This window comes from Rhodococcus sp. Z13 (assembly GCF_025837095.1).
Classification (GTDB): Bacteria; Actinomycetota; Actinomycetes; order Mycobacteriales; family Mycobacteriaceae; genus Rhodococcus; species Rhodococcus sacchari.
On sequence record NZ_CP107551.1, the window covers coordinates 204,788 to 227,057 of the forward strand.

Consider the following 22,270-nt stretch of genomic DNA (forward strand, 5'->3'; position numbering starts at 1 on the left):
GACACGCCCTTATTCGAGCAGGACGGGCACTCCGTCACGGATGCGTCCCGGCGACCACAGGCCGGAACGGTTCGTCACCTCGACGGTGGTCTCGGCGGGGACGGCGTCCGGATCGATCGGCCGGTACTTCTCGAGCGACCCCCAGTCCCGATCCCAGTCGTCGCCCAGATAGGTCGGCACGGTCTCCGCGTCGAGCAGCAGCGGGATCCAGCCGAGCGGGCCGCCGCCGATGCTGTCCTGCCAGCCGTTGGTGGCGTCGGCCCCCACCCGGTCCGGCAGGATCCGGTACTCGGGCACCTCGGCGACACCGTTGCGGTGACCGAACGGCTTCTGGCACGGGAAGGCCAGACCCACCGACCAGTCGATCATCGTCGGGGTGTCCGAACCCACGACCTCCTGCAGGGTCTGCATGCGCGGCATGCGCGGCGGGGTCACCGCCACCCACTGGTCGGGGGCGAGGTCGCCGTCGGTGACCACCAGGCGCACGGCGTCGGCTTCGGCCGGGATGGCGTCGCTGGGCACCCGCAGGTTGCGCCAGGACGGGGACGGGCCGATGTCGATCGGGGCGATCGTGGCCAGCGGGGTCACCTCGTCGCCGGAGGTTGCGCCGAACTCGAGCAGCACGTCCTGGCCGGGGGTGATCACGCCGTCCGGGTCGACGTAGTGCACGCGACCGGCGGCCGTCACCACCAGCAGCGGGGTCTCCTCGGTGCGCTCGGGCAGCGCGTACCAGCCGGACTCGAGCTCGGCGGCCTGCTGCACACCGGAGCGGTAGCTGCCGAGCACCGGGGTGGTCTGCGGGTCCAGGCCGAAGGGCAGCTTCACGGAGCTGCCGTTGACGCCCTCCTCGCTGATGCGGCCGCCGCCCGTGCCGGCGCCGGTGGAGGTGGTGGTGCCGCCCTCGTCGTCGTCGACGGTGTTGGCGCCGCCCGTCGTGGTGGTTTCCGCGTCGGCGGTCAGGTCGAGCGCCACCCCGTTCGGTGTGAAGCCCACCGCGGTGCCCGCGCCGAGCGCGTCGGCGATGTTCCCGTCGAGGGGCTGCAGCATCGTGGCGTTGGGGTCGGTCTCGACGAGCACCTCGTTGGCGAGACCGCAGTGGTCGCCCGTAAGGGCCGTCGCGTTCGACTTGGCGATCGAGTAGGCGGGGTACTGCGAGACGGCACCCTTGAGCAGCGACAGCACCTCGAACAGCACCACCGCCGCCGCGACCAGCGTCAACGGCGCCGACGCCAGCGCCTTCACCCGGCCGTTGCGGTCGGGCTGCGAGGCGGCGAACGGTTCGCGCAGATGGAACCATCCGGCGACCAGCAACGCCAGGACGGTCAGCGCCAGCAGCGCGGTGGAGAAGGCGTGGCCCGAGATCGACGGCGGCTTGTCCCACCACGGGATGCCGTAGCTCGACACGTACCACCAGCCGTTCGAGCCGGTGAACGCCATGGTCAGCACGAACAGCACACCCGCGGTGAACAGGGCGCGGTTGCGGGCCGACCGGATGCCGACCGCACCCACCCCGACCGCGGCCAGCGCCGCCACCGATGCGGCCAGACCCGCGTACACACCGAAGTGATGCGTCCACTTCGTCGGCGTGAGCATCATCAGCAGCAGCGACGCGAAGACGATGCCGAGGATGCGCCGCGACGGCCCGATCGCCGTGCCGGGGATGCGGCCCTTGCGCAGGATCAGCATCACGCACACGACCAGGCACAACAGCATCACGAACACACCGAAGCGGCGGGCCAGCGAACCGTCGGGGGACACGGTGAGCAGCGCGTCCCAGCGCAACCGCTCGTCGAACCACGGCACGTTCGGGCCGACGGCCGAGCGCACACGCGTCGCCTCGAGCACCGAGGCGAGGGTCTGGTCGGCGAACACCGCGACCAGCACCACCGTGCCGGAGGCCAGGATCGGCGCCAGCGGGCCGACGATGCCGACGAGATGCCGCCGGGAGACCAGCGTCCTCACCAGTGGGCGAGCTCCGGCGACCAGCGCGGCCACCGCGATCACGCCGGTGGGGCCGGCGGCGAGGGAGAACGCCGCGACGAGCACTGCGATCGCGGCGGGCAGCATGCGGCCGGTCGCGATGGCGCGTTCGATCGAGCACCAGGTCAGCAGCGCACCGACCGCGATGATCGGCTCGGGCCGCAGACCGTTGTTGTAGGGGAGCCAGAAGGCGAGGAAGACCAGGCCCGCCGTCCACAGCGACACGCGGCTGTGCCGCACAGCGACGCCGAGGCGGGGGATCACCTCGCGGCTGATCACCATCCAGCACACGATCGCCGCGATCAGCGTGGGCAGCCGCATCCACACGCTGGCGGTCGATACCTTCGCGAACAGCACGAGGACGTCGTAGAACCAGCCGAAGGGCGCCTCGGGGACACCGAACCAGCGGAAGTAGTTGGCCATGTAGCCGGCGTCGCCGGACACCCGCGCCATGTTGAGGATGTAGCCGTCGTCGGAGGTGTTGGCGCCGATGACGTGCCACAGCAGCAGGGTGCCCACGACCACCCCGTCGACGACGGTGAAGCGCCACCAGTGCGCAGGCAGAAAGCGCCGCGCGCGGCGGCCGTCGATCCCGTCGATCCGGTGCAGCGCGACCAGCGAGATCAGTGTCGACAGGACGCACACGATCATCGCGGCGAGCTTGAACGCGGTGGGGGTCGAGGTGAACCGCGAGTCGAGTTCGGCGCGCACCGACAATCGGTCGGTGGCGTCGTCGCCACCGCCGGCGAAGTCGTCGGCCGAACCGTCGAGGTCGGTGAACACCCCCACCATCTGGGGGCGCTCGTCTCCGTCGAGTTCGGCGGTGGTCGGGGTGGACGCGCCCACGATCTCGGCGGCGGTGCCCTCGGAGTTCGTCGCGACGGTCACCGCGGTGCACGGCTCGTCGAGCGGCGCGGAGACCAGCACCGAGTTGCGCAGCACCGCCTCGATGGTGCCCGGGGCGCCGTCCTCACCGGGGAGCGTGCGGATCACCAGGCCCTTCGCAGTCGCGTCGGCGGCCGACGAGGGCACCGTCGACACGAGGGTGCCGCCGTCCGGGCCGAGGCGTTCCGCCGCCGCGCACGGCACGCTCACCCGTAGCGTCAGCGGGGTGTAGGTGACGAGTGGCGCCTCGATGCCGTCCAGGCTGTTGTTCTGCGGCCAGCTCAGCTCGGCCGACTCCTGCCGCACCGGCAGGAAGGGGAGGCTCAGAGCCAGGACGAACCCGAGCAGACCCGTGACGACGGCGACGATCCGGGCCGTACGGACGCCGGAGGTCGGGTCGGACGGAACGGTCTTCTCGGGCGGCGGGGCAGAGGCTGGCACAAGCGTCGATGCTAGGCGAGTCGCCGCGGAAGACGGGATCTCGCTGTTCACGGGCGGTCGCGACGTCGTTCCTCGGGACCGTCTCCGGCGCTGCACCGACGCCACTAGCATCCCTTCCTATGGAGACCTCGACCCCGATCGGCCACGCCCTCCGCCAGGCGGGGATCGGGGAGGTCCGCGACGATTCGACGACCCGCGCCCTGTACTCCTCCGACGCATCGCTGTACCGGGTGCCACCGCAGGCCGTGGTGCGTCCCCGGTCGATCGACGACGTCGCCGCGACCCTCGACCTGTGCCGGCGTGAAGGTGTGCCGCTCACCTCCCGCGGTACCGGCACCTCCCTCGCCGGCAACGCCGTCGGCCCCGGCGTCGTCCTCGACTTCTCCCGCTACCTGAACCGGGTGCTCGAGGTGGACCCGGAGACCCGCACCGCGCGGGTGCAGCCCGGGGTGGTGCAGGCCGACCTGCAGCGCGCCGCCGCGCCCCACGGCCTGCGTTTCGGTCCCGACCCGTCCACCCACAACCGTTGCACGATCGGCGGGATGATCGGCAACAACGCGTGCGGCGCCCGCGCCCTCGGCTACGGGCGCACCTCCGACAACGTCGTCGCGCTCGAGGTGCTCACCGGCACCGGGCACCCCCTGTCGCTGCGCAGCGGCACGCCGGCGGACGACCCGATGCTCGCCCCGCTGCGGGACCTCGTCGCGCGCGACCTCGCGACCGTCCGCACCGAGTTCGGCCGGTTCGGCCGGCAGGTCTCCGGTTACGCCCTCGAGCACCTCCTGCCCGAGAACAGGTTCGACGTGCGCGGCCTGTTCGTCGGCAGCGAGGGCACCCTCGGGGTCACCACCGAGGCCACCGTCCGTCTCGTCGTGGACGCCCCGATCCGCACCATGGTGGTGCTCGGCTATCCGGACATCGTCGCCGCGGGGAACGCCTCGCACGGCCTGCTCGGTTTCCGTCCCACCGCGTGCGAGGGCCTCGACTCGCGGATCGTCGACATCGTGCGCGAGCGGCGCGGGCCGTCGGCGGTGCCGCCGCTGCCGGGAGGGGCCGCCTGGCTGTTCGTCGAACTTGCCGGCGACGACGCCGCCGAGGTGCGCGACCGGGCCCGCGCGATGGAGAAGGCATCGGGGGCGATCGCCGCGCTGCACGTGGACGACCCGGCGCGCGCGGCCGCGCTGTGGCGGATCCGGGAGGACGGCTCGGGACTGTCGGCCCGCAGCCCCCGCGGTCTGCCCGCGCACGCCGGCTGGGAGGACGCCGCGGTGCCGCCCGAGCGGATCGGCGACTATCTGCGCGACTTCGAGGAACTCCTGGCGGGCTACGGCATCACGGGGTATCCGTACGGGCACTTCGCCGACGGCTGCATCCACATCCGGCTCGACGTGCCCCTCGACGTCCCCGGCCTGTTCCGCGAATTCCTGTTCGAGGCAGGCAGACTCGTCGCGGGTTACGGCGGGTCGATGTCGGGGGAGCACGGCGACGGGCGCGCCCGCAGCGAATTGCTGCCGCTGATGTACTCGCCCGACGCCATCGCCCTGTTCGGGGCGGTGAAGGAGGTCTTCGACCCCGAGAACCTGCTCAACCCCGGTGTGCTCGTCGACCCGCGTCCCCTCGACGTCGACCTGCGGGTGCCCGCCGCGCGGAAGGTACGGGAAGGGCTGGCCTTCCGGTATCCGCACGACGGCGGGGATTTCACACAGGCGGTGCACCGCTGCACCGGCGTCGGCAAGTGCCGCGCCGACAACACCGGCACCGGTGGGGTCATGTGCCCGTCCTATCTCGCGACGCGGGAGGAGAAGGACTCCACGCGCGGTCGAGCCCGGGTGCTGCAGGAGATGCTCGACGGCCGGCTCGTCACCGACTCGTGGAGTTCGCCGGAGGTGCACGAGGCACTCGATCTGTGCTTGTCCTGCAAGGGATGTCTGTCGGACTGCCCGACCGGTGTGGACATGGCGACGTGGAAGTCCGAGGTGCTGTACCAGACCTACAAGGGACGTCGGCGTCCCGCCGTGCACTACAGCCTGGGCCGGCTGCCGCAGTGGGCGGCGCTCGCCTCCCGTGCACCGCGGGTCGTCAACGCGCTCAGCAGGATTCCCGGTGTCGCCGCCGCGGGGCTCACCCTCGCCGGCCTGGACCGCCGCCGTACCGTCCCGGCGTTCGCGCCGCGCACCTTCCGGCGCTGGTTCGCCGACACCCTCCCGCAGCGGTCGGGCACGGGTGGGCCGGTGCTGCTGTTCGTCGATACTTTCACCGAGTACTTCACACCCGAGGTGGGGATCGCGGCCGTGCGGGTGCTCGAGGCCGCCGGATATCGCGTGCACGTCACCGACGAACCCCGTTGCTGCGGCCTGACCTGGATCACCACCGGGCAGCTCGACCAGGTGCGGAAGATACTGGGGCGCACCGTATCCGAACTGTTCCGCGCCGGAATGCCGATCGTCGGCCTCGAACCGTCGTGCACCGCGGTGCTGCGCTCCGACGCCGTCGAACTGCTCGGCTCGCGCTCGGCCCGCGCCGTCGCCGACAGCACCACCACCCTCGCCGAACTGCTCACCGACTGGGAACCGCCCTCGCTCGAGGGCACGCAGGTCGTCGCGCAGCCGCACTGCCACCACCACGCCGTCATGGGCTGGGGAGCCGACGAGACCCTGTTGCGCCGCGCCGGCGCCCGGGTGCAGCGGCTCGGCGGGTGCTGCGGACTCGCCGGCAACTTCGGCGTCGAACGCGGGCACTACGAGGTGTCCGTGGCGGTCGCGGGAACCCGGCTGCTCCCGGCAGTCGAGGCCGCCCCGGACGACGCGGTGATCCTCGCCGACGGCTACTCGTGCCGCACCCAGCTCGGCGACCTCACCACCCGCCGCGGCACGCATCTGGCGGAACTGCTGGCCTCGCGACTGCCCGTGCGATGAGTTTCCGGGTCCTCCCCGGTCGATAGAGGTGACACCCCTCACGACCATTGGAGGACATCATGGCTTCCATCCACACCACCCGCCCCGTGGCCGCCCGGGAGGGCACCGCCCCCTCGCGCACCGCTCGCATCGCCGGCCTGATCGTCAGCGGCCTCGTCGTCCTGTTCCTGCTGTGGGACGCCGTCATCCACATCGCCAACGTCTCGCAGGTGCAGGAGGCCATGGCCGAACTCGGCTTCGACCCGAGCCTCAACCGGGTGTTCGGCGTGGTCCTGCTGATCTGCCTGATCGCCTACGTGCTGCCGCCCACCGCGATCCTCGGCGCCGTCCTGCTCACCGGTTATCTCGGCGGGGCCGTCGCCACCAATCTGCTCACCGAGCAGCCGATCGCCAGCACCACCCTGTTCCCGATCTACACCGGAATCTTCGTGTGGGGTGGACTCTGGTTGCGCGACAACGGTGTTCGCCGGATCATGCCTCTCCGGCTCGGGTGACCACCACGAACGGTCCCACCTCGGTGACGGTGAACCGCGGGTCGTCGAACAGCTCCTTGGGGAAGGTCACCGTGTACCGGCGCACATTGGGATCGTTCGGGTAGACGTCCTCGGCCAGCCGCAGCGTGTAACCCTCGGCGCCCTGCCGGAAGACGACGGCGTCGGGGGCCCGCCACGGCAACGCATCCCAGGCCGCGAGCAGCTCGTCGGGGGAGGACAGTTCCGCCCACTCCTCGATCGCCGTGGCCCGCGCGGAGAACTCCGCCAGCGGATTGGCGTAGTGCGATGTCAGTGCCTGGAACCCGAAGTAGGGGTAGTAGGCCAGGAAGGACGTGTCGGCGGTGAGCACCACGTGGTCCGACCGCTGCCCACCCAGCTGCGACAGCAGCTCCTCGTCCACCTCCGCGTAGTAGGCGGCGGCACCGGCGGGTCGCTGGTCGGCGCGCTCCCCGGCACCGTCGGTGTCGGTGTACGCCACGGTGATCTCGTTGGCGAGCACCTGCGGGATGTTCTGGGTGAACGCCAGCGCGCCGAGCGCGCCCACCGTGACGAGAACCCGGCGGACCCGGCGGCTCTCGTCCGTCGCCAGAATGATCCAGCGGGAGAACTCGACGAACCCGAAGGTGCCCGCCGCGCCGAGTAGCACGAGCAGGATCACCTCGAGGCGGAAGGCCAGCAGCGTGTTGCCCACCGCCGTGAACGCCATCGACGCCAGGTACCACAGGTAGACCGCGACCACACCGAGACCGAGGGCCTGCGCGCGGCGCGAGGAGCTCGCCCGACCCACCAGCCAGACCGTGCCGAGCAGCGTGAGCAGGCCGATCAGCGACATGTGGAACATCGGCAGCGGCAGTCGCGCCCCGGCCTCGGGCAGGTAGTGCGTCGCGGTGCCCGACTCGGACGGTGCGTTGCCGCCGAGCACCTCCAGCACGAACGGCGCCCACACGATCAGCGCCACCAGGCCCGCGATCACCGCGATCGTCACGAACCGCAGCAGCACGGGCAGGGCCGCGCGCCACGATCCGTCGGCGCGACGCACGAGCACCGCCGCGACGACCGCCATCACCGTCACCGCGAAAGCGGCGATGCCGAGATAGAGGGTGTAGAAGGTCGCGGCGAACCCGAGGAACAGGCCGGTGCCCACCACAGCGCCCCAGCCCTGACGGCCGCGCACCCCGGAAGCAGGGAAGAGGCCACCCCACGCCAGCAGCATCGCCGGCGCGATCAGCAGCGCGATGATCGCCCCGTACGGCTCGGGGGAGCCGTAGGCCAGCACGATCGTGGTCGTCGCGGTGGCGACCAGCACCGCCAGATCCGACCGGACCAGCTCGGACCACAACACCAGCGCCAGCACCGCGGCGACGGCCAGCGAGCCGATGGCGTACGGCTTGAACACCTCCCAGCCGTCCATCCCCAGCACGCTCGCGACGCGGCCACCCAGCCAGAACCAGCCCGCGGGATAGAACGACGGCAGATCGGCGTAGGTCATGTCGCGCAACGCCGCGCTGTCGGTCAGGCGGGTGAGGAACTCGGTGCGGAACTCCTGGTCGACGGAGATGCCGTGCAGGTACAGGCGGGTCGCGGCGAGCGGCATCCCGAGCGTCGCGGCGACCAGACCCGACAGTGCCGCCCACGACAGCACCCGCGCCGCGACCACCCACCTGTGGTGCCGCAGCAGGTAGACGGACAACCCCAGCACGCACAGCGCCGCGAACTGCATGACCGTGGTGACGGCCTGCGTGACGTTCGACGAGTTGAAGGCCGGCCACTGCACGCGGGCGAAGGCGAACAACCCCACCGCCGCGACGACCGCTGCGACGAGCCCGGCGCAGACGAACTGCACGAGCGTCGAGACGGCGCGACGTAGCGGGGCCACTGCAACAGGAGTGTCGGCGAGCACCCCACGAGCATAGAGAGACGCCCGTTCACCGAGCGGTTGCCCGCTGCGCTCTGGTGCTCACCCGTGTGCGAGTCGCATCCTGGAAGAAGCCCCGCGAATTCGGGATCCGGAAATTCGGGGGATCCGGGCGAAAGGTGGGAATCATGGTTCGGAATGCGATCCGCACGGCCCTCGCCGCCCTGGCGACGACACCCCTGCTCGTCTTCGGCGCGGCCCAGGCCTCGGCGATCCCGGTGGTCGAAGGCGTGCCCGGCGGCACCGTCGACGGCCGCCTGTACGACCACGCCGGCACCGAGTCCTATCGGTGCGTCATGGTGGGCCAGCCGGGTGTGGGTTACGGCACCAACGAGGCGGGCCAGGACGGCTACGTCAACGGTGTCTTCGTGGGCCCGGGGAACGTCAACCACTTGTGCTACGGATCGGGCGGAACGATCCACAACGGCACCGGTCACGTCTCGTAGGACCCACATATGCGACCGCCCCGCCGGACACGCGGTCCGGCGGGGCGGGGAAACGCACCTGCTCTAGATCGGCAGCTTGCGGAAGACCGCGCGCGGCAGGTGCCGCAGCACGATCATCACGAAGCGGAAGGCGCCCGGCGCCCACACGATCTCCTTGCCGCGATCGGAGGCCGCGACCGCGAGCTTCGCGACGTCCTCCTTGTTCACGGTCAGGGGAGCCTCGTCGACGTGCGCGCTGAACTGCGTGCGCACCTGGCCCGGGCGCACGACGGTCACGCGCGGACCGAACGGGCGCAGCGCCTCACCGAGGCCGAGGTAGAAGCCGTCGAGACCGGCCTTGGAGGAGCCGTAGACGAAGTTGGCGCGCTTGACGCGCTCACCGGCGACGGACGACATCGCGATGATGCGGCCGAAGCCCTGCGCCTTCATCTTCTCGCCCACCAGCACACCCACGGAGACGGCGGCCGTGTAGTTGACCTCCACGACCCGCACGGCCTTGCTCTGGTTCTGCCACAACTCCTCGGCGTCGGCGTCCAGACCGAAGGCGACGATCGCGATGTCGACGTCGCCGTCCTTCCACGCCCGGTCGATGACGGCCGGGTGGCTCGCGGTGTCGAGCGCGTCGAAGTCGATCAGGTCGACCTGCGTCGCACCGGCGGCCTTCGCCTGGGCGACGGCGTCCTCACGACGCGGGTCGCCGGGCAGGGCCGCGAGGATCACGCGGGCCGGGGCCTTGCGCAGGTACTCCTCCACGATGGCCAGGCCGATCTCGGAGGTGCCACCGAGCAGCAGCAGGGTCTGGGGATTGCCGACGGCGTTGATCATCAGTGGAGTTCCAACCTTCTGGACATATCGGAGGCGAAGACGTTCGTGGGGTCGACGGAGCGGCGCACCTTCAGCCACTCGTCGATCCGCGGGTACATGGCGTGGAAGGTCTCCGCGTCGGTCCGCGAATCCTTCGCGGTGTAGAGGCGACCACCGAACTCGAGGACCCGCTTGTCGAGTTCGCGCACGAACTCGTTCAGGCCCGCCTTGATCGGGAAGTCGACGCAGATGTTCCAGCCCTTCATCGGGAAGCTCAGCGGCGCCTTGTTCCCCTCGCCGAACAGCTTGAACACGTTGAGGAACGAGTAGTGCCCGGACTTCTGGATGTCATGGATGATGTTCTTGAACTCGCCGACGGCCTCCGGTGGCACCACGAACTGGTACTGCAGGAAGCCCTTCGAACCGTAGGCGCGGTTCCACTCACCGAACAGGTCGAGCGGGTGGTAGAACTGCGTCAGATTCTGGACCTGGCCCGTGGCGTTCTTCGTCTTCCGGTAGTACAGCTCGCCGACGATGCTGAAGTCGAACTTGTTCGCCAGACCGTTCGGGAAGATGTCCGGGAAGGTCAGCAGCGTCGGGGCGTCGAACCGCAGCGGGTTCTTCTGCAGCTTCTTCGGCAGCTGGTCGAGTTTGGCGAGCGAACCCCGCGAGACGGCGGCCCGGCCGAGCTTCGGCGGCGCCGAGATCGCGTCGAACCACGCGCTCGAGTAGTCGTAGTTGTCCTCGGAGCCGTCGCTGTGGAGGGCGATGGTCTCGTCGAGGGACGAGGTGCGCACGCTGTCGGCGATGAAGTACGCCGTCTCGGTCGGCGTCATCTCGATGGTCGCGCGCAGGATGATGCCCGTCAGACCCATGCCGCCGACGGTCGCCCAGAACAGCTTCGAGTTCCGGCCGGTCGGGGTGCACGTGCGGATCTGACCGTCGGCCGTGAGCAGGTCGATCGACTTCACGTGGTTGCCGAAGCTGCCCGCGCTGTGATGGTTCTTGCCGTGGATGTCGGAACCGATGGCACCGCCGATCGTCACCTGGCGGGTGCCCGGCAGCACCGGAACCCACAGGCCGAACGGCAGGGCGGCGCGCATGAGCTGGTCGAGGTCGACGCCGGCGTCCACCACCACACGCCGCGACTCGCGGTCGATGCTGTGGATCCTGTTCAGCGCCGTCATGTCGACGACGAGCCCGCCGGCGTTCTGCGCCGGGTCGCCGTAGGAGCGCCCGAGACCACGGGCGATGACACCGCGACGCAGATGCGACGGCTTCGAGTCGTTGTCTTCCGCGACCCGTGCGACCGCCTTCGCGATCACTTCGACGTCGGGAGTGGACAGCACCTCTGCGGTGGTCGGCGCGGTGCGCCCCCAGCCGGTCAGGGTGCGGGTCTGGGTGGGGAGCGGCTCGCTCGCCTGCTCCGTTGCTGTCGTGGACATCGGCATAAAGGCTACCCGTGGGTCCTGGTCACCCGGCAAGATGCCGTTCCTCACGGGCGTTACCCTCGTCTGCGTGCCGGAATCCCACGATCACCTGCCGCCGTTGCCGGAGCACCACGCCCCGCTGGCTCCCGAACTGCCGTTGACCGACTCGACGGCCGACGAGGCACTGGACCTGAAGACGCAGGTCGTGCGGTTCGTTCTCGCAGGTGGTTTCTCGGCAATCGTCGACTACGGCCTGTACGTCCTGCTCATGGCTCTGGGTGTGACGCGCGACCTCGCGAAGGCCCTGTCGTTCGTGGCCGGCACCACCACCGCCTACCTCATCAACCGCCGCTGGACCTTCAAGGCCCCGCCGAGTCGTGCCCGTTTCGTCGCGGTCGTGGTGCTGTACGCAGTGACGTTCGCCGCGCAGGTCGGCATCAACCGCGTCCTCAACGAGTCCCTCGGTGACGACTGGTGGGTGATCCCCTTCGCCTTCGTCGTCGCCCAGGGCGTCGCGACGGTGATCAACTTCGTGGTGCAGCGGGCGGTCATCTTCCGCATGCGCTGATCTTCGGTGTTCTCGACTGCGTATGGCGAAGTCGGGAACACCGAATCGTGTATCCGGGGGAACCGGACGACGGCGAGATGCGTCGAACCTGACATGTCACGCCGACGAGTTCACTCGCTCATGTCCGGGCAGGACGGCATCGTCACCCGCCGACAGGCACTCGACTGCGGGCTCGGGGTCGCCGCCATCGACCACTACGTGCACTCCGGGGAATGGCGCTCCCTCGCGCCGGGTGTCTACCTGCGCGCCGACCGGGAACGCACGCCCGCGGTGCGGCTGCGTGGCCGTCTACGCAGCCGGGGAAGGGGCGACGGCGTGGGGTCCGAGCGCCGCGTGGTGGCACGGACTCCTCGACCGCGCGCCGAACGAGCTGTTCGTGACGGTGCCGCACCGTCGGGTGGTCAAGGCGGCCGACGGCGTCCGGATGCGACGACGCGACCTGCCGCCGGAGGACGTGACGTCGGTGCGAGGGTTGTGCGTCACCGGTCTGCCGCTGTCCGTGCTGGAGGCCGCCGTCGAACTGGAGAACGGGTCGGTGTTCCTGGACCGCGCCCTGCAGCGGCACACCATCGAGGTGGACGGTGGGCCTGGCACCGCGACCCGGCTCGGCACCGCCACGATCTCGAACGGCAGAACGTGCTCGTCAACGCGGGCCGGCACGTCCTGCGCTTCACCTGGCACGCCCTCGCCAACGACCCCGAGGGCGTTGTCCGGCAGATCCGGCAGATCCGGCAAGCCTTGGCCTGACCGAAATCTGGTGTTCTCGACTGCCTGTGGGGAAGTCGAGAACACCAGATCCGTCAGAAGTCGGGGAGACGACCCGCTTCCCGGGCTTCCGCGAGGGTCGGGGCCGCCCGATCCTTGGCGGACAGCTCGTAGGTCAGCGGCTGCCCCGACGTGCCGGTGGTGGGCCAGTCGATGCCGATCGCCGGATCGAGGGGGTGGACCTCGTGCTCGCGCTCGGGGTCGTAGCCGGTCGAGCACAGGTAGACGACGGTCGAGTTGTCCTCGAGCGCAAGGAAACCGTGACCGAGGCCCTCGGTCAGGAAGATCGCACGACGATCCTTCGTGTCCAGCAGCACCGAATCCCACCGACCGAAGGTGGGGGAGCCGACACGCAGGTCGACGACGACGTCGAGCACCGCCCCCGACACGCACGTGACGTACTTCGCCTGTCCCGGAGGCACATCCGCGTAATGGATGCCGCGCAGCACCCCGGCGGCGGAGACCGAGCAGTTCGCCTGCGCCAACTCGAGGGGCCGGCCGGTCGCGTCGGTGAAGGTGTCCTGCTTGAACCATTCGAGGAAGACCCCGCGGTCGTCGCCGAACTGCTTCGGGGTGATCTCGAACGCCCCGGCGATCGCCAGCTCGCGGTACTGCATCTATCGGTCCTTTCCTCGTTCGAGCAGGTCGAGCAGGTAGCTGCCGTAGCCGGACTTGACCAGCGGTTCGGCCGCCGCCCGCAACTGTTCGTCGTCGATGAATCCGCGCCGCCACGCGACCTCTTCCGGGACCCCGATCTTCAGGCCCTGCCGCTGTTCGATGGTGCGCACGAAGTTCGCCGCGTCCAGCAGCGAATCGAAGGTACCGGTGTCGAGCCAGGCGGTGCCGCGCGGCAGCACCTCCACGTGCAGCCGGCCGGCCTCGAGGTAGGTGCGGTTGACGTCGGTGATCTCCAGCTCGCCCCGCGCCGAAGGTGTCAGGGAGCGGGCGATCCCGACGACGTCGTTGTCGTAGAAGTACAAACCGGGCACCGCGAAGTTCGACTTCGGATCGGTGGGTTTCTCCTCCAGCGACAACGCGCGACCACTGTCGTCGAATTCGATCACCCCGTAGGCCGTGGGGTCGGAGACGCGGTAGGCGAACACGGCGCCGCCGTCGATGTCGGTGAAGCGGGTCAGCTGGGTGCCCAGGCCGGGGCCGTAGAAGATGTTGTCGCCGAGGATCAACGCGACCGGCTCGTGTCCGATGTGGTCGGCGCCCAGCACGAACGCCTGGGCCAGACCGTCGGGGGAGGGCTGGACGGTGTAGGTGAGGTTCACCCCGAACTGGGAGCCGTCGCCGAGCAGACGCCGGAAGGAGTCGGCGTCGTGCGGGGTGGTGATCATGAGGATGTCGCGGATCCCGGCGAGCATCAACGTCGACAGCGGGTAGTAGATCATCGGCTTGTCGTAGACGGGCACGAGCTGCTTGCTGACACCACGGGTGATGGGGTGCAGCCGCGAGCCGGTGCCGCCCGCGAGGATGATTCCGCGCATGCGGATCATCGTGCCACCGTCAACGTTCACGGCAGAAGGTGGATAGTCTGGCGCCCATGAGGCTGCTCGTCACCGGTGGTGCCGGATTCATCGGCGCGAACTTCGTGCACCAGACCGTCCGGGAACGCCCCGAGGTGCAGGTCACGGTGCTCGACAAACTCACCTACGCCGGCAACCGCGCCTCCCTCGACCCCGTCGCCGACAAGATCGCCTTCGTCCACGGGGACGTCGCCGACGCCGAGCTGGTCGACCGGCTCGTCGCCGACAGTGATCTGGTGGTGCACTTCGCCGCCGAATCCCACAACGACAACTCGCTGGCGAACCCGGCGCCGTTCGTGCAGACGAATCTCGTGGGTACCTTCACGCTGCTCGAGGCCGTCCGCAAGCACGATGTGCGCTATCACCACATCTCCACCGACGAGGTCTACGGCGACCTCGACCTCGACGACCCCGCCCGCTTCACCGAGACCACCGCCTACAACCCGTCGAGCCCGTATTCGTCGACCAAGGCCGGCTCGGATCTGCTGGTGCGCGCCTGGGTGCGCTCGTTCGGGGTCCGCGCGACCCTCTCGAACTGCTCGAACAACTACGGGCCCTATCAGCACGTGGAGAAGTTCATTCCCCGCCAGATCACCAACGTACTCACCGGGGTGCGGCCCAAGCTCTACGGCACCGGCCGCAACGTGCGCGACTGGATCCACGTCGACGACCACAACAGCGCGGTGTGGACGATCATCGACAAGGGCGAGCTCGGCCAGACCTATCTGATCGGTGCGGACGGGGAGGCCGACAACCGCACCGTCGTCGAAACCGTCCTCGAACTGTGCGGCCGGAACAAGACCGAGTTCGATTTCGTCACCGACCGGCCCGGCCACGACCTGCGCTACGCCATCGACGCGACCCGCCTGCGCACCGAACTCGGCTGGCGGCCCCGCTACAGCAATTTCCGGGAAGGTCTGGCGGCGACCATCGACTGGTACCGCAGCCACGAGCAGTGGTGGATGCCACACAAGCAGGCCACCGAAGCCGCCTACAGCCGCACGGAGCGTGTTCTGGGCGAGTGAGCTGCACAAACGACCTACAGGTCCCGAACGGTGCAAAACGCCGCATGTCGGGGGAAGAAGGGCGTCCGCTGCTACTGTCGCATCGAAAAGAGCGGATCGACCATTAGCGGGGAGTAGCCCGATGGAGCAGGCAGCTGCCGGCGACACGACAACGATCGGACACGACGCGGACGCGCTGGACCAGGTCCTCACCGAACCGGTACGCCGCGACCGGCTGATCGTGCAGCGCGGGCTGTTCTCGTCGCTGTCGCCGCGTGTGCCCGAGAAGATGTACGTGCACACGAAGGGCAACGCCGCCGCCGACCGCTACGGCCTGCAGCTCGCCGACGGCGCCACCGCGCACACCAACACCTACTTCGGTCGTTTCCCTGCGACGTTCTGGCAGCGCTGGACCGACGTGAAGACGGTGAACCTGCAGCTCACCTACGCCGGCTCGGGCACCGCGAAGTTCACCGTGTGGGCCTCCGACGCGCGCGGCCGCGAGCGGATCGTGAAGGTCGAGACGGTTTCCGGTTCCGGCGACCTCGACCTGGAACTCCCCATCGAGCGGTTCGTCGACGGCGGTGCGATGTGGTTCTCCGCCGAGGCCAGCCACGGTTCGCTGCTGCTGTCCGACGTCCGCTGGACGGTCGCGGCGCCCGAGCACCTGCGTCCCGCCGCCGTGGTGATCTGCACGTTCAACCGCGCCGACGACTGCACCGTCACCGTCGGCACCCTCGCCTCCGACGACGGTGCGATGGCCGACATCGAAGCGGTGTGCATCGTCGACCAGGGCACCGACCAGGTGCGGTCGCGCTCGGCGTTCGGTGAGGTCGCGGAGAAGCTCGGCGACAAGCTCATCTACCTGACGCAGCCGAATCTCGGTGGTGCGGGTGGCTTCTCGCGTGGTATGTACGAGATCACCGGGTCCGCCGACGCCGAGCACGCCAACGTCATCGTCATGGACGACGACATCCTGTGCGAACCCGAATCGGTGTTGCGCCTCAACGCCTTCGCGAACATGACGGTGCAGCCGACGATCGTCGGCGCCCAGATGCTGTCGCTGAGCAACCCGCAGGTCCTGCACGTCTCCGCCGAGCGCGAGGTGCTCGACGAGATCACCGCCGGCGAACTGACCCCCGGCGCGAAGATGGGCATCGACCTCGTCAAGAAGAAGCAGGACATGCGGTTCGACGCCGGCTGGAACGGCTGGTGGACGTGCCTGCTGCCCGCCGAGGTCATCGCCGACTGCGGCCTGCCGATCCCGTTGTTCTTCCAGTGGGACGACATCGAATACGGCATCCGCGCCCGCTTCGCCGGTCACCCCACCGTCACCCTCCCGAACGCCGGTGTGTGGCACGCCGACTTCTATCTCAAGGACTACGACGACTGGGCGCGGTACTTCAGCATCCGCAACGGCCTGATCGTCTCGTCGATCTACGGACGCTTCGACGGCAACGACATCTCGAAGTACATGTTCCGCAAGATCAGCGAGCTCATCGTCTCGATGCAGTACGGCCTCGCCGCGACCTTCATCAAGGCCGTGGAGGACTTCCTCACCGGACCCGACTTCCTGCACGACGGCGGCCAGTCGGTGCTGAAGGAACTGCGCGAACTGCGCGACCGCTACCCCGAGACGAAGCCGCTGCCCGCGGCGCAGGTGGGCAAGGAGTCCGACCCGCACACGCAGATGTCGGTCTGGCAGTTCGAGCCCGACAAGAAGCGCGAGGGCCTGGTGCTGCTCAAGCGCGCCGTGCAGCAGTTCGCCGGGAAGGTCGATCGCCGGTCGGTCACCGTGCCCGCGCACTTCGCCGACTGGTGGCACGTGTCCCTGTTCGACAAGGCCGTGGTCACCGATGCGTCGCAGAACGCGGTGCGGGTGCGTCGCCGTGACAAGGACACCGCTCTCGAGCTCGCGAAGCAGGCGGCGAAGGTGTGCTGGCAGCTCCGCAAGGAGGCACCGCGTATGAAGACGGTGTGGCAGGAGGCCCTGCCGAAGCTCACCAGCCGTGAGAACTGGGCGCGGTTGTACGGCATCGACGACTGATCGTGAGGACGTGGGCGCTCCCCCTCCTGATCGGGGGAGTGGCGGTGCTCGTCGGGGCCGCGTTCTCGTGGGTGCCGTCGTTCTGGTGGGACGAGGCCGCGACGATCTCCGCGGCCAACCGTCCGCTCTCGGGCTGGGCCGCGTTGCACGCCGACTACGACGCGGTCCACGCCCTGCACAATCTGATCCTGCACGGCTGGTTCTCGCTGGTGGGGATCAGCGAGTTCACCGCCCGCATCCCCGGCGCGATCGCCCTGGGGGCCGGTACGGCGGCGGTGACGGCCACCGGGCAGAGGCTCGCCGGGCGTGGTGCGGGAGTCGCCGCGGGCCTGCTGTTCGTCGTGCTGCCGCGGGTGACCTGGGCGGCCACCGAGGCCCGCTCCTACGCCTTCACCATCGCGTGTGCGGCCCTGCTGACGCTGTGCCTGGTGCTGGCGCTGACCCGCCGACCGGTCTGGTGGGTGCCCTACACCCTGCTGGTCGTCGTCTCGACGCTGATGTTCGTGTATTCCGCGACCCTCCTCGCCGCGCACGCGCTCACGGTGCTCGTGGTGGGGCGGCGACGCGACCGGTGGCGGTTCGTCGCCGCGGCCGTCGTGGGGTTCGCGGCGACGACGCCGTTCCTGCTGCTGACCTACTCGCAGGTGCGGCAGGTGTCATGGATCCCGCCGCTCGACGCCACGGTGGTGTACACGGTCCTCGTCGACCAGTGGTTCCCCGGAGCGCCGTGGACGGCGCTGCTGAGCTACGTCCTGGTGGTCGCTGCGGCCGTCGTCGCCGCGCGCCGCGGGGTCACGCCGGGGGAGCGGCTCCTGCTGTGGCTGGCAGTGCCGGGCTGCACCGTGCCGGTCGCGGTGATCCTCGCCCGGTCGCTCGGCTCCGACAACATGTACCTCGACCGGTACGTCTCGTTCACCGTGCCGTCGGTGGTGCTGCTGGTGGGCTGGGCGGTCACCCGCCTCACCACACGGTGGTGGTCGACGGCGATCCTGCTCGTCTGCCTCGCCGCGACCGCCCTGCCCGCCTACTTCGCGCAGCGGCAGCCGTTCGCCAAGGCCGGTGGCATGGACTACAGCGCGACCGCCGACCGTCTCATCGACATCGCCGAGCCGGGCGACTGCTTGGCCTTCGAACCGGCGGCGTCGTGGAACCCGACGTCACCGCGGTCGCTGGCCGACGCCCGCCCCGACCTCGCCGAACACCTCGACGACGTGGGTCTGCAGCGCAGCGCCGCCGACCGCGACGACCTGTGGTCGCTGGACCTGCCCCCGCACGAACTGGCCGCAGCGGCGGCCGGGCGCTGCGAGGTGCTGTGGGTGGTCGCCGACCGGGACCGCACCGTGGAGACGCGGGTACGCAACTCCACGAACGAATGGACGCGGTTCGAGCCCTACCGGTTCACCGACACCGAGACCTACCGGCAGCTCGAAGCGGCCGGCTTCACGATCGTCGACCGGGAGCCGGTCCACCTCCTCCAGCTGATCCGGATGGTTCAGACCCAGTAGGCGACGCGCGCGCGGTAGTTGCGCATCGCGAGCAGGGCCACACCCCACCCGAGCACCGTGATGATCAGGACGATCACCCAGTGGTAGAGCTGCTGGTCACCGCCGAGCAGCGGGGTGCGCACGATGTCGAGGAAGTGGTACAGCGGGTTGAGCTCGGCGATCTTCGCGCGGCCCTCGTTGCCGGTGCCGACGAGCGTCTGCTCCGTCCAGATGATCGGGGTCATGAAGAACAGCAGCTGCACGATGCTGCCGAGCAGCGGCGCGATGTCGCGGTAGCGGGTGGCGAGGATGCCGAACACCAGCGACACCCACACCGCGTTGATCGCGATCAGCGCCAGCGCGGGGATGGCCAGCAGGGCCGTCCAGTACAGCTGACGTGGGAAGACGATGAAGATACCGATGTAGATGACGATGTTGTGGGCGAACAGGATCATCTGCCGCCACACCAGCCGATAGACGTGCACGCTCAACGGCGTCGGCAGCTGTTTGATCAGCCCCTCGTTGGACATGAACACGTCCGCACCCTCGAGGATCGACCCCTGGATCAGGTTCCAGATGATGAAGCCGAGGGCGACGTAGGGGAGGAACTCACCCACGTCGAGGTTGAACAGCGTGCCGTACAGCAGACCCATCGCGATGGCGGAGACGCCGGTCGCGATGGTGATCCAGAACGGGCCGAGCACCGAGCGCCGGTACCGCTGCTTGATGTCCTGCCACCCGAGCAGCAGCCACAGCTCGCGATGGTTGAAGCCTTCGCGCAGATCCTGGAACGCGCGCCGGAACGAGCGTGAGGACGACTCGATGGGTTCGTCATCGACAGTGAGGGCATCAGACACGGAATCCGAGCCTACCCGCGCCGCAAAACCACCTTCCCCGGGCGCGGGGTGACCGGGAACACGAGCGGTTTCGCGTCGAACCATCTTCGGTGTTCCCGACCGCGTCGACCGCAGTCGGGAACACCGAAGATTTCGTCTCGCTACTCCGTCCACGCCGGCCGCTTCGCGCATATTCTCAGGACAGAGTGCCGCGAGGTATCGCTCAGGGACCGTGGCAAGGGGTGACGGGGCATGACGTCGGGGACGGAACCACATGCCGCGTGGACAGCGGAACGATTGTTCGCGGGGCCGGGGCTGTCGCAGGAACGTTTCCGCAACACCGATTGGGCGTCGACGCCGCTCGGGCCGGTGGAGTCGTGGCCGGCGGAACTGCGGATGGCGGTGCGCACCGTCCTGCCGTCGGAAGTGCCGATGCTGTTGTGGTGGGGCCCGCACCTCATCCAGTTCTTCAACGACGCGATCATCCCCGTCCTCGGCGACAAGTACCCGGCCGCCGTCGCGCAGTCGGCGCCGGAGTGCTGGTCGGAGGTGTGGGACGAGGTGGGGTCCCGCGTCGACCGGGCGATGAACGGCACCGCGACCTTCGCGGAGAACGAGCTGCTGTTCATGCACCGCTACGGGTACGTGGAGGAGACCTACTGGACCTTCTCGTACAGCCCGATCCGCGGGGAGTCCGGTGAGGTGATGGGGGTGTTCGTCGCGACCACCGACACCACCGGGCGGGTGCTCGGCGAACGGCGCCTCGAGGCGCTGAGCCGGCTGGGCACGGTCGCGATCACCGACTCCGGGGCGTCCCTGACGGACACCTGCCGGGCGGCGCTCGACGCGCTGGCACCGAGCCGGTTCGACCTGCCGTTGGCCGCGCTCTACCTCGACACCCACGCCGACGAGGCCCCACCGGAGTGGACGCGGGTCGCGGCGGTCGGCATGCGGGCGGGACGGAACACCGAGCTCCTCGGGCCGGACGAACAGGCCCTGTTGTCGCGGGCGGCGAAGGGATCCGAGCCGATGATCGTCTCCGGGGTGGCCGAGCGCTGCCCCGACCTGCTCGACCCGGCTCGCGCGCTCGGCGACCATCCGGTCGACCAGGTGCTCCTCTCCCCGCTCGTGGTCTCCGGCCGTGACACTCCGCTCGGTGTCCTCGCGGTGGGTCTGAGCCCGTATCGGGGGTTCGACGACGCCTACGCCACCTTCGTCGAACTGGTCTCCACCAAGATCTCGGGGTTGTTGCGGGATGCGTCGGTGATGGACGCCGAGCGTCGCCGCGCCGACGCCCTCGCTGCGCTCGACGCCGCGAAGACCCGGTTCCTGGAGACGATCAGCCACGAGTTCCGCACCCCCCTCACCCTGTTGCTCGGGCCGCTGCAGGAACTGCTCGACGGCGACGACCTGACCGTCGAGCAGCGACGGTCACTGGAGACCGTGCAGCGCGGCGCCCTGCGACTGCGACGGCTCGTCGACGCGCTGCTCGAAGCGACCCGCGCCGAGGCGTATCCGGTGACGGTGCGCCCGCAGCCCACCGATCCCGGTGCGCTCACCGCCGACTGCGTGGAGTTGTTCGACGACGCTGTGCAGCGCGCCGGCCTGACACTGCGGTGCCGGGTGGACGACGAGGCCACCCGTCCCGTCCGGCTCGACCCGCAGTTGTGGGCGCACATCGTGCTCAACCTGATGTCGAATGCCGTGAAGTACACCCCCGAGGGGTCCATCGACGTGGCGTTGCGGGTCGACGACGACCGGCTGGTGTTCACCGTCGCCGACACCGGCATCGGCATCCCGCGTGACGAGCTGGACCGGATCTTCGAGCGGTTCCACCGCGTCGAGAGCCTGTCGGGCCGCAGCCGGGAGGGCGTGGGGCTCGGCCTGTCGCTGGTGTCGGACTGGATCGAGGCGCTCGGCGGAACGATCACCGTCGAGAGCGAACCCGGGCAGGGGAGCACGTTCACGGTGAGTGTGCCGCGGGTGCTCGTCCCGAACTCGGAGGAGATCACCGCGGTGCGCGCCGTGCCCGTCGAGCTGGGTGCCTCTTATCTCGGGGAGGTCCGCCAGTGGGGTGGGACGCCGGACGACGGCACCGCCCCGAAAGGTGCGGAGACGCCGCGGGTGCTCGTCGTGGAGGACAACGCCGATATGCGCGACTACCTCGTCGACCTGCTGCGCCGGCAGAACTGGACGGTCGAGGCGGTGCGCGACGGTGACACCGCGCTCGCGCGGATCCGTGAACGTCCGCCGCACCTGGTGCTCAGCGACGTCATGTTGCCCGGCCGCGACGGGGTCTCCGTGTTGGAGGAGATCCGCAGGGACCCGGTCGTATCGCGCCTGCCGGTGATCCTGCTGACGGCCCGCGCCGGTGCCGAAGCGGCCGTCGACGGCCTGCGGACCGGGGCCGACGACTACATCACCAAGCCCTTCAATCCCGACGAACTCGTCGCGAGGGTGCGCGTCAATCTCGAACTGTCGTGGCTGCGTGAGCAGATGCTCTCGACGGTCGAACGCGAATCCGACCAGTTGAGAACGGCGCTGGAGACACGGTCGACGCTGAGTCAGGCGGTGGGCCTGCTCATGGCGACCTTCCACTGCGACGCCGACACCGCTTTCGGCAAGCTGGTCGGGTTCTCCCAGCACCGCAACGTCAAGGTCCGCGATCTCGCCGAGCAAATCGTCGCCGACTACACGAGTTCGCTGTCGAAGTCGGCGAAGTAG

General features: G+C 69.4%; 15 protein-coding genes and 2 pseudogenes. 10 read left to right on the top strand and 7 right to left on the bottom strand.

The features are described 5' to 3' along the window. Positions 1 to 9 precede the first annotated feature (9 nt). On the bottom strand, positions 10 to 3,306 hold the full coding sequence (locus OED52_RS00945; protein ID WP_264152861.1) for an arabinosyltransferase domain-containing protein: 3,297 nt from the start codon (positions 3,304 to 3,306) through the stop codon (positions 10 to 12). Positions 3,307 to 3,425: 119 nt separating this feature from the next. Between OED52_RS00945 and OED52_RS00950 the strand changes: the two genes are divergently transcribed. Beyond that, positions 3,426 to 6,221 (top strand): FAD-binding and (Fe-S)-binding domain-containing protein, encoded by a 2,796-nt coding sequence (locus tag OED52_RS00950; protein ID WP_264152862.1) that lies wholly within the window; start codon positions 3,426 to 3,428, stop codon positions 6,219 to 6,221. A 59-nt stretch (positions 6,222 to 6,280) separates the two neighbouring features. Beyond that, entirely contained in the window at positions 6,281 to 6,715 is a 435-nt protein-coding gene (locus OED52_RS00955) for a DoxX family protein (RefSeq protein WP_264152863.1), read from the top strand. On the opposite strand, the gene OED52_RS00960 is transcribed toward OED52_RS00955, so the two are convergent. Next, entirely contained in the window at positions 6,693 to 8,591 is a 1,899-nt protein-coding gene (locus OED52_RS00960; RefSeq protein WP_264154803.1) for a galactan 5-O-arabinofuranosyltransferase, read from the bottom strand. The two genes, OED52_RS00955 and OED52_RS00960, sit on opposite strands and share 23 nt — an antisense overlap. Before the next feature lie 167 nt (positions 8,592 to 8,758). On the opposite strand from OED52_RS00960, the gene OED52_RS00965 reads away from it, so the two are divergent. After that, on the top strand, positions 8,759 to 9,076 hold the full coding sequence (locus tag OED52_RS00965) for a hypothetical protein (protein ID WP_264152864.1): 318 nt from the start codon (positions 8,759 to 8,761) through the stop codon (positions 9,074 to 9,076). Between the two features lie 63 nt (positions 9,077 to 9,139). On the opposite strand, the gene OED52_RS00970 is transcribed toward OED52_RS00965, so the two are convergent. Then, positions 9,140 to 9,901, bottom strand: coding sequence for a decaprenylphospho-beta-D-erythro-pentofuranosid-2-ulose 2-reductase (locus OED52_RS00970; RefSeq protein WP_264152865.1), 762 nt, complete (start codon positions 9,899 to 9,901; stop codon positions 9,140 to 9,142). Continuing rightward, entirely contained in the window at positions 9,901 to 11,325 is a 1,425-nt protein-coding gene (locus tag OED52_RS00975) for an FAD-binding protein (RefSeq protein ID WP_264152866.1), read from the bottom strand. The genes OED52_RS00970 and OED52_RS00975 overlap by 1 nt, the downstream gene beginning before the upstream one ends. Positions 11,326 to 11,365: 40 nt before the next feature. On the opposite strand from OED52_RS00975, the gene OED52_RS00980 reads away from it, so the two are divergent. The 3 genes and pseudogenes from OED52_RS00980 to OED52_RS20785 form a co-directional block, all read left to right on the top strand. Next, positions 11,366 to 11,878 carry a GtrA family protein gene (locus OED52_RS00980; RefSeq protein ID WP_318841898.1) on the top strand — a complete coding sequence of 171 codons (513 nt, stop codon included), beginning with the start codon at positions 11,366 to 11,368 and terminating at the stop codon, positions 11,876 to 11,878. A 120-nt stretch (positions 11,879 to 11,998) separates the two neighbouring features. Further along, positions 11,999 to 12,112: pseudogene (locus OED52_RS20780) on the top strand (type IV toxin-antitoxin system AbiEi family antitoxin domain-containing protein); the annotation flags it as partial. Between the two features lie 46 nt (positions 12,113 to 12,158). Further along, positions 12,159 to 12,281: pseudogene (locus tag OED52_RS20785) on the top strand (type IV toxin-antitoxin system AbiEi family antitoxin); the annotation flags it as partial. Positions 12,282 to 12,678: 397 nt separating this feature from the next. Here the strand turns inward: OED52_RS20785 and rfbC are convergent. Then, the gene (rfbC, locus tag OED52_RS00985; RefSeq protein WP_264152867.1) at positions 12,679 to 13,260 is read right to left on the bottom strand and encodes a dTDP-4-dehydrorhamnose 3,5-epimerase; all 582 of its coding nucleotides are present in this window, start codon (positions 13,258 to 13,260) and stop codon (positions 12,679 to 12,681) included. Beyond that, positions 13,261 to 14,136: a glucose-1-phosphate thymidylyltransferase RfbA gene (gene rfbA / locus OED52_RS00990; RefSeq protein WP_264152868.1), complete on the bottom strand. Its 876-nt coding sequence runs from the start codon at positions 14,134 to 14,136 to the stop codon at positions 13,261 to 13,263. Between the two features lie 56 nt (positions 14,137 to 14,192). Here rfbA and rfbB point away from each other — a divergent pair, with 56 nt between their 5' ends. The 3 genes from rfbB to OED52_RS01005 all read left to right on the top strand — a co-directional run bounded on the left by rfbB (position 14,193) and on the right by OED52_RS01005 (position 18,731). Then, a complete protein-coding gene (rfbB, locus tag OED52_RS00995) occupies positions 14,193 to 15,200 on the top strand; it encodes a dTDP-glucose 4,6-dehydratase (RefSeq protein ID WP_264152869.1) in 1,008 nt (335 codons plus the stop codon). Between the two features lie 121 nt (positions 15,201 to 15,321). Next, entirely contained in the window at positions 15,322 to 17,226 is a 1,905-nt protein-coding gene (locus tag OED52_RS01000; protein WP_264152870.1) for a glycosyltransferase, read from the top strand. Between the two features lie 2 nt (positions 17,227 to 17,228). After that, on the top strand, positions 17,229 to 18,731 hold the full coding sequence (locus tag OED52_RS01005) for a glycosyltransferase family 39 protein (RefSeq protein ID WP_264152871.1): 1,503 nt from the start codon (positions 17,229 to 17,231) through the stop codon (positions 18,729 to 18,731). Here the strand turns inward: OED52_RS01005 and wzm are convergent. Then, positions 18,719 to 19,567, bottom strand: coding sequence for a galactan export ABC transporter permease subunit Wzm/RfbD (gene wzm, locus OED52_RS01010; RefSeq protein WP_264152872.1), 849 nt, complete (start codon positions 19,565 to 19,567; stop codon positions 18,719 to 18,721). The genes OED52_RS01005 and wzm overlap by 13 nt on opposite strands. 231 nt (positions 19,568 to 19,798) lie before the next feature. Between wzm and OED52_RS01015 the strand changes: the two genes are divergently transcribed. Further along, complete coding sequence (locus tag OED52_RS01015) at positions 19,799 to 22,270, top strand: ATP-binding protein (RefSeq protein ID WP_264152873.1); 2,472 nt, start codon at positions 19,799 to 19,801, stop codon at positions 22,268 to 22,270.

Bases quoted from the DNA above. Each gene is read 5' to 3' on its own strand.
- rfbA (WP_264152868.1), bottom strand. From the start codon at position 14,136: ATGCGCGGAATCATCCTCGCGGGCGGCACCGGCTCGCGGCTGCACCCC.
- OED52_RS01015 (WP_264152873.1), top strand. From the start codon at position 19,799: ATGACGTCGGGGACGGAACCACATGCCGCGTGGACAGCGGAACGATTG.
- OED52_RS00950 (WP_264152862.1), top strand. From the start codon at position 3,426: ATGGAGACCTCGACCCCGATCGGCCACGCCCTCCGCCAGGCGGGGATC.
- rfbB (WP_264152869.1), top strand. From the start codon at position 14,193: ATGAGGCTGCTCGTCACCGGTGGTGCCGGATTCATCGGCGCGAACTTC.
- OED52_RS00955 (WP_264152863.1), top strand. From the start codon at position 6,281: ATGGCTTCCATCCACACCACCCGCCCCGTGGCCGCCCGGGAGGGCACC.
- rfbC (WP_264152867.1), bottom strand. From the start codon at position 13,260: ATGCAGTACCGCGAGCTGGCGATCGCCGGGGCGTTCGAGATCACCCCG.
- OED52_RS00970 (WP_264152865.1), bottom strand. From the start codon at position 9,901: ATGATCAACGCCGTCGGCAATCCCCAGACCCTGCTGCTGCTCGGTGGC.
- OED52_RS00980 (WP_318841898.1), top strand. From the start codon at position 11,366: ATGCCGTTCCTCACGGGCGTTACCCTCGTCTGCGTGCCGGAATCCCAC.
- OED52_RS00965 (WP_264152864.1), top strand. From the start codon at position 8,759: ATGGTTCGGAATGCGATCCGCACGGCCCTCGCCGCCCTGGCGACGACA.
- OED52_RS01000 (WP_264152870.1), top strand. From the start codon at position 15,322: ATGGAGCAGGCAGCTGCCGGCGACACGACAACGATCGGACACGACGCG.
- OED52_RS00975 (WP_264152866.1), bottom strand. From the start codon at position 11,325: ATGTCCACGACAGCAACGGAGCAGGCGAGCGAGCCGCTCCCCACCCAG.